Here is a 13319-nt window from a genome sequence, read left to right as displayed (position 1 = left end):
CGCACCGCCCCTCAATAAACGTCTGCCTGGTAGCGGCCGGCCTTCTTCAGCCCGTTGACGAAGCCGGCTGCCTCCTCGGTGGAGCGGGCGCCCCATTGCGCCACGATGTCGACCAAAGCGCGCTCGACGTCGCGCGCCATGCGCTTGGCATCGCCGCAGACATAGAAATGGGCACCTTCGGCCAGCCAGCGCCAGAGATCGGCACCGACCTCGCGCATGCGGTCCTGCACGTAGAACTTGCCCTCGGCATCGCGCGACCAGGCCAGCGACAGGCGGGTGAGCAGGCCGCTCTCGCGCATGGCGGCGAATTCGTCCTCGTAGAAGAAGTCATGGTCGCGATGCTGGTGGCCGAAGAACAGCCAGTTGCGTCCGGGGGCGCCCCCCGCCCGGCGTTCCTGCAGGAAGGCGCGGAACGGGGCGACACCCGTGCCCGGCCCGATCATGATCACCGGCGTTTCGCTGTTCTCCGGCAGGCGGAAACCGTGGGCTTTCTGCACATAGACCTTGAGCGCCTCGCCTTCGGCGATGCGCTCGCCCAGGAAGGTCGAGGCGACGCCCAGCCGGTCGCGCGCGCCGATGCGGTAGCGCACCGTGTCCACGGTAAGCGAGATCCGGCCCGGATTGGCCTTGTGCGAGGAGGAGATCGAGTAGAGCCGGGGCTGCAGGGGATCGAGGGCCTCGAGGAAAGCCTCGGCGCCGGGGCGGATGCCCTGGAACTTGTAGAGCACGGCGAGCACGTCGAGCGTTGCCGCATCTCCGTCCGGGTCCTCGCCATTGGCCAGTGCCCGGGCCTTGCGGCGCAGATCTCCGGTGCTGAGATAGGACAGGAGCTGGAACAGGCTGTCGGGCGGCGTGCCGAGCGAGATGTCCTCGATCAGCCTGTCGCGCAGGCTCTTGCCGTCGATCAGCGCTTCGGGCCGGGCCCCGAGCAAAGCGATGATCTGGTCGGCAAGGCCCGTCTGGTTCCTGGGAACAATGCCGAAACTATCGCCCGCGATATAATCGAGCCCGCTCTCGGACAGGTCGAATTCGACATGCCAGGTCGTCTTGGCGGATTTCTCGCCATTCAGCCGGCGGCGCGAGAGGAAGCGTGCGGCGACCGGGTTGTCGCGCGAGCGGCCGGGCAGGCCGTCAGCAGCCGGGGGCTGGCTGACCTCGGTCGGAGCCTCCTCGGCCTTTGCGGCAGGGCTTGCAGGAGAAGCGGTGCCGCCCTGCCCGATCTCCTGCGCCAGGGCCTTGAGCATGCGGGCGGTTTCCTTGCCGCCGGGCGCGCACAGAGTGAGGCGCTCTTCCTTGCGCAGGAAGAGCGCATTGGCATAGTCGGCGCAGTTGTAGCCGCATTGGCCGCAATCCTGCTGGGCCATCGCCGCCATCAGGCGCGGCGCCAGCGGCCTGTCCTTGGCCAAAGCGAGACGTTCGTCGAGGCCCATGCCTGGGTCGTGCCAGGGTGCCTCGTCATTGTCGGCCAAAGTGAGGCCGGCAGGCTGATCGGGCACGGTGGCAGTGGAGCCCGGCAGGTCGGCAATAGCCATGCCGCTCTGGGCGGCGAGGACAGCGCCGAAAAAGCCGTCGAGCCAGGCCCTTTGCTCCGGGCTGAAGGGGGCGCCTTCGGGAATGAGCGAACGCTGGGGCGGGATGGCGATCATGTTCATGCGCCGGCAAGCTCCCTGTCGTCGACCAGGCCGCGCAGCGCTTCGGGCTCGTGCCGGCTGGTAAAGGCCTGGAAGCTCTCCGCTGGTCCTTCGCGGCGTTCGAGATAGGCACGCAGCAGCCCCTCGACCTTGCCTGGACAGTCCTCGGCCCGGATCTCCTTCCAGAGTTCCCGGCCGATCCGGGCCTGGTCGCCATAGCCGCCGCCGACCACGATCGAATAGCCCTCGGCTTGGTCGCCTTCCTCGTTGAGGGTCACCTTGGCACCGATCAGGCCGATATCGCCGATATAATGCTGGGCGCAGGAATGATGGCAGCCGGTAAGATGCACGTTGACGGGCACGTCGAGCGCGAGTCCTGCGTCTGCAAGCCGGGCATCTACATGATCGGCGATCTCCAGGGCATGCTCCTTGGTATGGGCAGCGGCGAACTTGCAGCCGGTGGCGCCGGTGCAGGCCACCAGGCCGGCGCGCAGCGACGTCGCCTTCCAGTCGAGGCCGAGCGCCTCGATCGCAGCCTTGGCGTCCGCGACGTTGCCATCCGGCACGCCGGAGATCAGCAGGTTCTGCCAGACGGTGAGGCGGATGTCGCCATCGCCGAAATCGCGAGCGATGGCGGCAAGGCCGCGCATCTGGCCGGCATCCATCCGGCCAACGGGCAGGGTGACGCCGATCCAGTTCAGGCCGGGCTGGCTCTGGGGGTGCACGCCGATATGGGCGAGGCGGTCGAAGGCGGGGCGGGGCTCGACCCCGTCCTCGGACAGGCGGGTGAGCGTGCGGCCGAGCTTGGCCTCCACCGCCTCCAGATAGGTCTCGAAGCTGATGGCATCGAGGACATATTTCATGCGCGCCTTGGTGCGGTTGGTGCGGTCGCCCTTGTCGATGAACACCCGCACGATGGCATCGGCGATGGCGCAGCATTCCTCGGCCTTGCAGAACACGCCGGTCGGCCGGGCGAGATCACGATGGCCGGTGATGCCGCCGAGGACGAGGCGGAACCAGATCTCGCCGCCGATGCGCACGGCCTGGAAGCCGATGTCGTTGGTCTCTTCCAGCGTGGCTATCAGCCCGCCGCCATCGAAGGCGACGTTGAACTTGCGCGGCAGGCCGTAGAGCGAGCGGTCGTTGAGGATGTGATGGTGCCATTCCCGGGCCAGCGGCCTGGTGTCGACAAGTTCCTGCGGATCGATGCCGGCGGTGGCCGAGCCGGTGACGTTGCGGATGTTGTCGGCCCCGGAGCCGCGTGAGCACAGGCCGAGATCCTGGATGGCTTCCACCACGCGGGGCGCATTGTCCGGCATCACCTCGCGGATCTGCAGATTGGCCCGGGTGGTGACATGGGCATAGCCCCCGCCCATGCGTTCGGCGACATCGGCCATGCCGGCGAACTGCCAATGGTTGAGGATGCCGTTGGGGATGCGCAGCCGCACCATGTAGCTCGACTGGGCGGGCGCGACATAGAACAGGCCGAAATAGCGCCAGCGAAAATTGTCCTCGGGCTTGGGAAAGGCGTTGTCTTTGGCCTGGGCCTTCAGGCGGGGATAGGCGTCGAAGGGATGTTCGGCCCGCTTCCATTTCTCCTGGTCGACAAGTTTGCCGCCGCCGGCGGTCACGACATCCTGCGCCTGAAGATGCGTAGCGTCCGGGCCCGTCGGGATCGATGCCGCGGCGGCAGGCGCCGCCTTGGCGCCGCCGATGGCTTGCATGCCGGAGACGAAACCTTCGAGATAGCGTTTCTGGTCGGAGGTAAAGTCGCCGCCCATCATGCAGCCTCCCTCAGCACCCGCGACGGGGCGGTTTCGCAGAAGGCCCGGCCGAAGATCAGGCTTTCGCGGATGGCGGAGATGTCGCTGCCCCGCCGGATGAGGTCCTTGTACCAGACGGCATCCTCGGCCTCGCCGACCATGGCGGCGCCGATGAGGCGGTTGTCCTTCAGCACCAGGCGCTTGCACAGCCCGGCGCCGCGATCCTCCAGCAGGATGTCGTCATTGTTATCGCCGAGGAAGTCGCCGGCGGAGAACACCGGAATGCCGGAGACCTTGAGGTTGGTCGACAGCGCCGTGCCCTCATAGGCGGCCTTGGTGTCGCCGCCCCAGCGGCGCGCCAGCACGCGCGCCTGTTCATAGGCGGGCTCGACCAGGCCGTAGACCTGGCCGTGATGCTCGGCACATTCGCCGATGGCGTGGATGAAGGGCACCACCGTGGCAAGGCCGTCATCCACCTGGATGCCGCGACCAACGGGCAGGTCGGCAACCTTGGCGAGGCTGATATTGGGGCGCACGCCCACGGCGACCACCACCATGTCGACGGGCAGGCGCGAACCATCGGCGAAGACGAGGGCTTCGGCCTTGTCGTCGCCCGCGACCTCCTGGGTCTGGGCATTGAGCAGGACGCGGATGCCCTTGCGCTCCACCGCCCGTTTGAGAAAGGCGGCGGTCCGGCGGTCGAGCTGGCGTTCCATTAGGCGGTCCATGACATGGACGAGGGTGACCTTGGCCCCGCCCTTGGCCAGGCCATAGGCGGCCTCGATGCCTAGCAGTCCGCCGCCGATCACGGCGATGCGCCGGTTGAGACGGGCCGCTTCCTGCAAGGCCGGCAGGTCGGCGAGGTCGCGGAAGGTTGTCACTCCGGGCAGGGTCATGCCGGGGATCGGCAGGCGGATGGCCGAAGAGCCGGTTGCCAGCACGACCCGGTCGAAAGGCAGGTCGGTGCCATTGGCGAGATGGGCCATGCGGGCGGCCGGATCGAGACCGGCGACGGTTTGCCCGGTGAGCAGGCGGATGCCCTGGGCGCCATACCAGGCTTCGTCCCGCAGATTGATGCCGTCCCGGCCGATATCGCCGGCAAGTAGCGCCGAGAGCAGCACGCGATTGTAGCCCGGCCGTGGCTCGGCACCGACGACGGTGGTCTCGAACCGGCCGGGCGCGTGGGCGGCGAGTTCCTCGCACAGCCTGACGCTGGCCATGCCATTGCCGATGATGAGGAGCTTTTCCGTCATGTCTCGATCCTCTGGTCCAAACCGTTTCAGATTCTGGCGGTGGCGGTGCCGTCCTCGATGGTCCAGGTCGTGCGCCAGCGGCGCTTGACCCGGGTCAGGGCGGCAAGAGCGAGCACGGCGAGCAAGGCGAAGATCAGGAAGCCGGCCTGGTAGGTACTGGTGAACTGCTTGGAGAGGCCCAGGCTCGAGGCGAGGTAGAAGCCGCCGACGCCGCCCGTCATGCCGACCAGCCCGGTCATCACGCCCATCTCGGTGCGGAAGCGCTGCGGCACGAGCTGGAACACCGCGCCATTGCCCATGCCCAGAGCGAGCATGGCGATGACGAGGATACCGAGGCCGAGCCAGAGCTGGGCGAAGCCGAAGCTCACCAGGATCAGGGCGACGGCGGCGATGGCATAGAGCACGCTGAGGACGCGGATCCCGCCGAAGCGATCGGCGACGGCACCGCCGATGGGACGGAACAGCGAGCCGGCGAACACGCAGGCCGCCGTGCAATAGCCGGCCGTGACGGCGTCCAGCCCGTATTGCGTGTTGAAATAGAAGCCGAGCGAGGAGGCGAGGCCCGAGAAGCCGCCGAAGGTGACGGCATAATAGAACATGAACCACCAGGCGTCGGGCTGGCGCAGGATCCTGGCATATTCGCCGAACGACTTGGCCGGCGGCTGGTTGGGGCTGTCCTTGGCGCAGGCGAGATAGACCAGGAGGGCGACGACCAGCGGAATGGCGGCAAGGCCGATGACGTTGGTCCAGCCCACCATGGTGGCGAGCAGCGGTGCGAACAAGGCGGCGAACACCGTGCCGGAATTGCCGGCGCCCGCGATGCCCAAAGCGATGCCCTGATAGTGCGGCGGATACCAGCGCGAGGCGAGGGGAAGCGCCACGGCGAAAGACGCGCCGGCCATGCCCAGGATGAGGCCGAGGAACAGCAGCTGGCTGTAGGAGCCGATGCCGACGGCCCAGAAGCCGACGAGCCCGGCGATCACCACGAGCTGTGCCAGGATGCCGGTGAGCTTGGGCCGGAGATAGTCGACCAGGAAGCCGTTGACCACGCGCAGGAAGGCGCCGGCGAGCACGGGCAGTGCCACCATCAGGCCCTTCTGGGCGGCATCGAGGTGAAGGTCGCCGGCGATCTGCACGGCGAGGGGCCCGAGGATCACCCAGACCATGAAGCTCATGTCGAAGTAGAAGAAGGCGGCGAAGAGGGTGGGCCAGTGTCCGGCCTTGAGAAAGTCCCGCGTCTGCATCGTCGTGTTCCGCGTGCTGAATGCGCCAAAACAAAAAGCCGCCGAACCATTCCCGCCGATGAAAGGCAGCAGGAATCGTTCGGCGGCGTTGCCGTTTCGCGTCCATCGATGGACGCCGGGCTTTTCGGCCCAGAATCTTCAAGGAAAGCCGCTTATCGGGCCGTCATTGACCCTGCTGCGGAAAGAGACCTCTGTCTCTTATTGTGTGCAGTTTAGAAGCGGGCTGCTTTTTTGGGCAAGATCAAATATTGTGCGCCGCAGCATGGATTTGCCGATATTTTCAGCGCAGTGCAGGAAATGTCGGAGTGTCAGCCTCCGGCTGACATCCTGGAAACGAAACGTTTGGCGACGACAACGATGTCAGCCGGAGGCTGACACTCCAAAGGAGCGCAGATAGGCTTCGATGTCGTCGGGATCGAACAGCCTCCCGTCGAAGAAGCCGTCCGGACCGAGCACCATGGTGCCATGGCGCGAGGCGACCGGCGTTGCCTGCCGCAAAGCGCCCTCGACTTTGGCGCTTGCCCGGGGCAGGTCGATGCCGGTGCTGGCGAGGGCGGCGCGATAGAGATCCGGGCGATAGACCTGGCCGGCCCGCCGGACCAGGGCGGCGCTATAGTCAACCTGGCCCCAGCGCACCATCTGCGAATAGAACCAGAGGGCGTGGCTCGCCCAGGGGAAGTTGGCGGCATGGTCGTGGAAGACCAGGAAATCGGGGATCTCGGCGGCCGCCTCGTGTTGGCGGCGCACCAGTGTGCCGCTCAGCGCCCGGCCGATGATCTCGGGCGGCCTGTCGAGATAGACAGGCTCGGCGAGGATATCAGCGAGCTCATCGCGATTGCCGGCATCCTCAGCCCAGCGGGCCGCGGCATGCAGGGCACGCAGCAAAGCGGCGAGCCGGTCCGGGGCGCGCTCGGCGAAATCGGCCCGGAAGCCGAGCACCTTCTCGGGGCCCTGGCGCCAGAGGGTGGATTTGGTCACGGCGATCACGCCGACCCCGGCCTCGACCGCGAGCGAATTCCAGGGTTCGCCCACGCAGAAACCGTCGATCTGGCCTTCGCTGATGGCGTCGACCATGAAGGGCGGCGGCAGGACCACCAGCCGGATATCCCTATCGGGATCGATGCCGGCAGCGGCCAGCCAATAGCGCAATTCGTAGTTATGCCCCGAAAAGGGATGCACGACGGCGAAGGTGAGGGGAGGCTGCGCCGCCGCCTGCCTGTTGGCGACGACCTTGGCCAGGGCGGCACCGATGGCGGCCGGGCCGGCGGCAAGATCCGCGCCCTCTTGCTCCATCCGGGCGAAGAGCGGTGGGGCGAGCGTGATGGCGTTGCCGCCGAGGCCCAGCGAGAAAGGGGCGATCATCGGCACTTCGACATGCCCGAGGCCAAGCGTGGAGGCGATCGGCATCGGCCCGAGCATATGGGCGGCATCGAAATGGCCGAGCATGACGCGATCGCGGATATTGGCCCAGGAGGTCTCGCGCATCAGCCTGAGTTCGAGGCCCTCGGCGGCGGCGAAGCCCTTTTCCCTGGCGACGACCAGCGGGGCGGCGTCGACGAGCGGGATGAAGCCGAGCGTCAGATCGGCGGTGCTGTCCCTGTCCTTGCTGCTCATCGCCCGTACTCCCGGAATTCTGCACCGTCCGCGTCGTGACCGCTCATATCAGGCCTATTTGTCCAGCAGCCTGGCAGCGGTGACGAGGCTGCGCGCCACCTCGGCCACACGCCGGCTTTCGTTCATCGCCGTCTTGCGCAGCAGGGCATAGGCCTCCTCCTCGCTGATGCCCCGTCTCTTCATCAGAATGCCCTTCGCCTTGTCGATGGTCTTGCGATCCTCCAGCGCCTGGCGTGTGCGGTCGAGTTCCTCGCGCAAGCGATGGAAGGCGTTGAAGCGGCTGATGGCCATGTCGAGGATCGGCCGGACGCGCTCCTTGCGCAGGCCATCCACCACATAGGCCGAGACGCCGGCATCGATGGCCGCCTCGGTCGCGGCCTTGTCGGACTGATCGACGAACATCACCACCGGGCGGTGCACGCTGCGGGAGACCTGGAACATCTGCTCCAGGACGTCGCGATTGGGGTTCTCCAGGTCGATGAAGATGACGTCGGGATCGGCCTCGACGACCTGCCGCAGCAGATGGCGCATCTGGGTAATGATGGTGACGCGCTGGTGCCCCGCCTCGCGCAGGCCCTCCTCAATGACGGAAGCCCTCATGGCATTGTCGTCGATCAGCAGGACATGCAGGGGCGCGTCGCTCATTCCGGCAATTTCGGGCGTGCGCGCCAGCGAAGCAAGGCGCGATATTAGGCAGCATGCTGCAAAGGCAAGCGTAGAGGGGATTGCGTTCATGCATGAAGCTGCGTAAAAACGCATAATCATGCAATTAGACGCATACACAGGTGAAGGGAGATAGCTGTGGCAGACCCGATCAAGGCGGTGGTGTTCGATCTCGGCGGCGTGCTGATCGACTGGAATCCCCTCTATCTCTATCGCCAGCTCCTGCCGGACGAGGAGACGGCCCGCCGCTTCCTCGCCGAGGTCTGTACGCCGGCCTGGAACGGCCAGTTCGATGCCGGCAAGCCGTTCGCCGAAGGGGTGGCCGAGCTTTCCGCGGAATTTCCCCATCATGACGGGCTGATTTCCGCCTTTCACGCGCGCTGGGCCGAGATGTTGGGCGGGGCCATCGAGGGGACGGTCGCCATCCTGGAGGAACTGCGCCGGGAAGAAGTGGCCCTGCATGCGATCTCGAACTGGTCATCCGAAACCTTTCCGATCGCGGTTGAGCGCTATGCTTTCCTCTCCCATTTCGAGGTGCTGATCGTCTCGGGCGAAAGAAAGCTGGCCAAGCCGGATCCGGCGATCTTTGAACTGTTCCTGCAGGAAACCGGCCTGTCGGCCCAGGATTGTGTCTTCATCGACGACAATGCCGAGAATATCGCCACCGCCTCGCGCCTCGGCTTCCAGGCGATCCGCTTCCGCGATCCCGAAACCCTGCGCCGGGACCTGCGGGCTCTGGGCCTGCTGGGTACGCAACCTGCCATGTGACGGGTCTTGTCAAATCTCGGGATGGAAAATCGCCGCCTCGCTCGCCCCTGTCGCCAGGGTCGCGTAGCCCCTCAAAATCAACGAAGGCACATTTAGCCAATTTCTCCGGACAATGTTCCAAACGCTCCTGGAGCAAAGCGCGTTTAGACGGAAACGCGTCTTTGCTCCAGCTCTTTGGTTATAGACACGTCTTTGCGACTCTTGGCAATTCCGCCAAATCGCAAAACGCTCTAGCGCCAGCCCGACGTGCGCCCGACGGCGGCGCGGAAGCGTTCACGCCAGCGCTCGCGGGGGGCCTCGCCGGGCTCGTAGAGCTTCCGGTTCGAAGCCGAGACGGGCGGTATCTCCACACCGATGCCAAGGGCTGCGAGTTGGGCCGTGCCCAGGGCGGTGGTCTCGTCGAAATCGGACAAGGCGACGGCCTTGCCGGCGCTGTCGGCCAGGAACTGGCAGAAATAGGGGCTGCGCGACAGGCCGCCGTCGATGGCGATCACATCGCCCGTCTGCACTTCGGCCTCCATCGCCGCCAGGATGTCGCAGGTGAGCAGCGCAATGCCCTCGAGCAGGGCCTGGCGCAGATCCGCGAAATCGGAGGCCGGTGTCAGGCCGATGATGACGGGGGCGGCGGTGCGGTCCCAATGGGGGCAGGCGAGGCCCGAAAAGGCCGGCACGAAGACGAGCCCCCGTTCGACCGCCGGCGGTCGCCGGAACTGGTGGAAATCGTCGACGCCGCTGGCGATCCCGGTCTTGATCGCCCATTCGATGCTCGAACCGACGTCATAGACGCCGCCATCGAGGGCGTAGGTCGGGCGATCGCCGATATGCCAGGCTACGGTCGGCAAGAGCCCGCCGGTCAGCGATGGTGCCTTGGGGATCGTCGAGGTGACGGCCAGGCAGAAGGCGCCGGTGCCGAAGGTGATCTTGAGGTCGCCGGCGCGGCGGCAGCGATGGCCGTAGAGGGCGGCCTGCTGGTCGACCAGCGAAGCCGTGATCGGCCCGGTTTGCGTCTTGCCGAAGGCCGCCACGGTCTGCCGGATCGGCGGCAGGCTGTCGAGGGGCACGCCGAACAGGGCGCAGAGTTCCTCGTCCCAGGCTCCCGTCGCCAGATTCATCAGCGAGGTGCGGGACGCCGTGGTGGCATCCGTGGCGAACTCGCCCGTCAGGCGTTGCAGGAAGAAGGCATCGGTGGTGCCCAGGCGCAGCCGTCCCGCAGCGCGAGCCTTGGCAACCTCGGGAAGGTTGTCGAGCATCCAGCGGAATTTGGTGGCGGAAAAATAGGGATCGAGCGGCAGGCCCGCCCGTTCCAGCACGGTCGCGGCCTTGCCGTCCGCCCGCAACCCTTCGACTATGTCCGCCGTGCGGCCGTCCTGCCAGACGATCACGGGGGAGAGAGGCTTGCCGGTGACGGCATCCCAGGCCAGGCAGCTTTCACCCTGGTTCGACAGGCCGATCGCCGCCGCCGGACCTGCGGCTTCCAGGCAGATCCGGATATTGGCCAGCAATTCTTCCGGATCGTGCTCGACCCAGCCCGGATTGGGATGATGCTGGCCGTGCCGGATGGCCTTGACGATGGCGATGGCGCCGTCCTCGTCCACCACGAGGGAACGGGTGGAGGTGGTGCCCTGGTCGATTGCAACGATGTTTGCCATCGAGAACTGCTCCTATGGCGCTTAGCTTTGGACCACCTGCAGCGTCAGCTCGGCCGCTGCAGGCGGAATGGCGAGACGCGCGGTGGGAATCAGGATTCGTCGTTCCGGCCCGGACGCGATCGTCCGTGACCACAGCATGGAATCGCCGGCCGAAAGCGACAGGGTTCCTCTCAACCGTTCGGAGAGGCGCAGCTGGAGTTCCGGCAAGGCGCGGGGCAGATCCGCCCGGCCGATTTCCTTGGGGTCGATTCCTTGGGGGTCGATTTCCTGGGGCACGACCAGCTTGATGCCCGCACCGGTGCGGATGGGAATGGTGGCCTGTCGGGCGGGCAGTCCACCCTCGAGGTCGCGGGCGATGCTGCCGGCGATGCGCCGTGCCTCGGCCCAGCACCAGCCGGCGGTCTCCACGGGCCTCAGCAGGTTGCCGGCGGCGAAGATCGCACCGTCCCGGGTGCGGCCAAAGGCATCGACGACCGGGCCGCCGCTGCCCTGGTCGATCGCCAGGCCGCCGAGGCGGGCCAGAGCCGATTCCGGCGTGAAAGCGCCGGTGAACAGCACGCCGTCGCAATCGATACCGAGCTCTCCTGCTTGCGAGCGCGTGACCACTTGCTGTACCCGACCCTTGCCATTGATGGCGCCGATTTCGGTGCGATAGTGCACGGGAATGCCGAGCAGGCGCGGCAGCAGCCAGAAGGGAAAGCGAGCAGTCGGATTGGCGTTCGGCTCGATCACGGCGGCGGGGCGGATACCGCCCGACAGGCAGGTGAGGATGGCCGACATCGCCACCAGTTCGGTGCCGACGATCACGGGGCGGCGGAAGGGCGCGAGCTTTTCCAGATGCACATAGGCCTGCAGGGCGGCCGTGTTGAGAATGCCGAGCGGGCGTTCGCCCGACACCAGCCGCGCGGCACGCGAGGCCTCGCGCGTGCCGGTGGCCAGCAGGATGCGCCGCGGCCGGTAGTCGACGAGGCCATCGGGTGACACAGCCCTGACCAGCCCGTCCTGCACCGAGAGCACGGAGTGGCGGGTGAGGATCTCGACCCCCCGGTCCCTCGCTCGGGCCTCCAGCCGCGCCGCATAGCGCGTGCCAGAGAGGATGCGGCGGAATTCGCGCATGCCGAAGGGCGAGTGGCCGCAATGACGCGGAATGCCGCCCACGATCGTGTCGCGCTCGAGCAGCACCACCCTGTCGACCCCGAGTTCCCGGAGCGTCGTCGCCGCCGACAGGCCGGCGGGGCCGCCACCAACCACCAGGACATCCGGAGCCATCGTCTCGGCCGCACTCATCGTGCCGCTCCGCTGTCGAGGGGTACGGCAAAACGGCCCTGGGTCAGGCTCGCCAGCCTGGCGCTGCAGTTGAAGCCCTGGCAGCGCCCCATGGCGCAACGCGTGCGCCGCTTCAGGCCGCCGAAATCGCCGGCGGCCAGCGGGCGAGACAGGGCGGTCTCGATTTCGCGCCTCGTCACCAGCTCGCAGTGGCAGATGATTTCCTCATAACCCGGCCGGTCATAATCGCGCGGCAGATGCTCGGCGAGATTGGGCATCGGGGAGGCGGGGCCGGCTGCGACTGGCGCGATGCTGCCGCCTGCCTCCTGGTAGAGGCGCAGCACATGGCGGGCGATGCCGAGCGAGGCGGACAGGCCGGTCGAGCGGATGCCGCCGACGCTGATCCAGTTGCGCTCGGCATAGGCATCGATGCGATAGTCCTTCTTTTCCGTGGCCGGCCGCAGCCCGGCATAACAGGCGGTCACGGGCATGCCGGCCAGGGCCGGCAGGATCTCGACGCCGCGGCGGATCAGGGCTTCGAGCGCGTCGTGGTCGACATCGGCCCGGTCGCGGTCCTGCTGTTCCTCGGCTGTGGGGCCGACGAGCAGGTTGCCGAACACGGTACGCGTGACCACCACACCCTTGGTGCGTTCATTGGGCACCGGCAGGATGATGGCCGAGGCCAGCCTGTAGGCCGCCTTGTCGAAGACCACGAACTGGCCCTTGCGGGGGCGGATCTCGAAGGCGCAATGGCCGAGAAGAGCCTTGTCGATCTCGTCGCCATGGTTGCCGGCGCAATTGATCACGCTGCGAGCCTCGACAGGCCCGGCCGTGGTTTCGAGGCGCCAGGCCTGGCCGTCGAAGCGGCCGCCGGTGACGCGGGTGCCGCGCAGGACGGTCGCGCCATGGGCCATGGCCTGCTCGACATAGGCGAGGAAAGGGCTCCAGGGGTCGATCAGTGCTTCGTCCGGCACGAAAAGGGCCGACCGAGCCGCTTCGGACAGGCCCGGTTCCCTGGCGCGCAATTCGGCGCGGCCAATCAGCGCGACATTGTCGATGCCGTTCTCCAGCGCCTTGGCGCGAATGCCCTCGAGGCCGGCTTCCTCGGCCTCGTTCCAGGCGACGACGAGGGCGCTGCTGCGCAGGAGCGGCAGTCCCAGGGCCTGGTGGATCTCGAGATATTCGGCATGGCCGTCGCGGATGCAGGCGAGTTCCAGACTGCCGGGCGGGGCGTCGAAACCCGTATGCAGGATGGCGCTGTTGGCCTTGCTGGCGCCGGAGAGGATGTCGCCACCGGCTTCGATCAGGGTGACGGCGAGCCCTTCCAGTGCAAAGCGCCGGGCGATCGCGCATCCCACGACCCCCGCGCCGATAATGGCGACATCGCTGACCATTGTGCCGTCTTCCCTCCAGGCCGCTCCGGGCACGGGCCTGTTCCGCCATCTGAGCAAATTCGCGGCTGCTTCGC

The 13319-nt window shown here is 67.0% G+C and carries 10 protein-coding genes; 1 reads left to right on the top strand and 9 read right to left on the bottom strand.

What is annotated here, in order from left to right:
* Positions 1-11 precede the first annotated feature (11 nt).
* The 6 genes from BA190_RS04735 to BA190_RS04710 form a co-directional block, all read right to left on the bottom strand.
* A complete protein-coding gene (locus BA190_RS04735) occupies positions 12-1652 on the bottom strand; it encodes a sulfite reductase subunit alpha (RefSeq protein ID WP_068283360.1) in 1641 nt (546 codons plus the stop codon).
* Complete coding sequence (locus BA190_RS04730; RefSeq protein WP_068283355.1) at positions 1649-3412, bottom strand: NirA family protein; 1764 nt, start codon at positions 3410-3412, stop codon at positions 1649-1651. Before BA190_RS04730 ends, BA190_RS04735 begins: the two co-directional genes overlap by 4 nt.
* Positions 3412-4647, bottom strand: coding sequence for an NAD(P)/FAD-dependent oxidoreductase (locus tag BA190_RS04725; RefSeq protein ID WP_068283352.1), 1236 nt, complete (start codon positions 4645-4647; stop codon positions 3412-3414). Before BA190_RS04725 ends, BA190_RS04730 begins: the two co-directional genes overlap by 1 nt.
* Before the next feature lie 26 nt (positions 4648-4673).
* Entirely contained in the window at positions 4674-5891 is a 1218-nt protein-coding gene (locus BA190_RS04720) for a NarK/NasA family nitrate transporter (RefSeq protein ID WP_068283346.1), read from the bottom strand.
* Between the two features lie 360 nt (positions 5892-6251).
* Complete coding sequence (locus BA190_RS04715; RefSeq protein WP_068283338.1) at positions 6252-7505, bottom strand: CmpA/NrtA family ABC transporter substrate-binding protein; 1254 nt, start codon at positions 7503-7505, stop codon at positions 6252-6254.
* Between the two features lie 54 nt (positions 7506-7559).
* Positions 7560-8150: an ANTAR domain-containing response regulator gene (locus BA190_RS04710; RefSeq protein ID WP_068283332.1), complete on the bottom strand. Its 591-nt coding sequence runs from the start codon at positions 8148-8150 to the stop codon at positions 7560-7562.
* Positions 8151-8306: 156 nt separating this feature from the next.
* On the opposite strand from BA190_RS04710, the gene BA190_RS04705 reads away from it, so the two are divergent.
* On the top strand, positions 8307-8936 hold the full coding sequence (locus BA190_RS04705) for an HAD family hydrolase (protein WP_068283326.1): 630 nt from the start codon (positions 8307-8309) through the stop codon (positions 8934-8936).
* A gap of 230 nt (positions 8937-9166) precedes the next feature.
* On the opposite strand, the gene BA190_RS04700 is transcribed toward BA190_RS04705, so the two are convergent.
* From BA190_RS04700 to BA190_RS04690, 3 genes are read right to left on the bottom strand one after another with little or no spacing between them, the layout of a single operon-like run.
* A complete protein-coding gene (locus BA190_RS04700) occupies positions 9167-10585 on the bottom strand; it encodes an FGGY family carbohydrate kinase (protein ID WP_068283322.1) in 1419 nt (472 codons plus the stop codon).
* Between the two features lie 21 nt (positions 10586-10606).
* The gene (locus BA190_RS04695; protein WP_068283318.1) at positions 10607-11872 is read right to left on the bottom strand and encodes an NAD(P)/FAD-dependent oxidoreductase; all 1266 of its coding nucleotides are present in this window, start codon (positions 11870-11872) and stop codon (positions 10607-10609) included.
* Positions 11869-13245 carry an NAD(P)/FAD-dependent oxidoreductase gene (locus BA190_RS04690; protein ID WP_068283315.1) on the bottom strand — a complete coding sequence of 459 codons (1377 nt, stop codon included), beginning with the start codon at positions 13243-13245 and terminating at the stop codon, positions 11869-11871. Before BA190_RS04690 ends, BA190_RS04695 begins: the two co-directional genes overlap by 4 nt.
* Positions 13246-13319 lie beyond the last annotated feature (74 nt).

Source organism: Labrys sp. WJW, from assembly GCF_001676615.1.
Classification (GTDB): domain Bacteria; phylum Pseudomonadota; class Alphaproteobacteria; order Rhizobiales; family Labraceae; genus Labrys; species Labrys sedimenti.
This window is presented reverse-complemented; position numbering and strand designations above follow the sequence as displayed.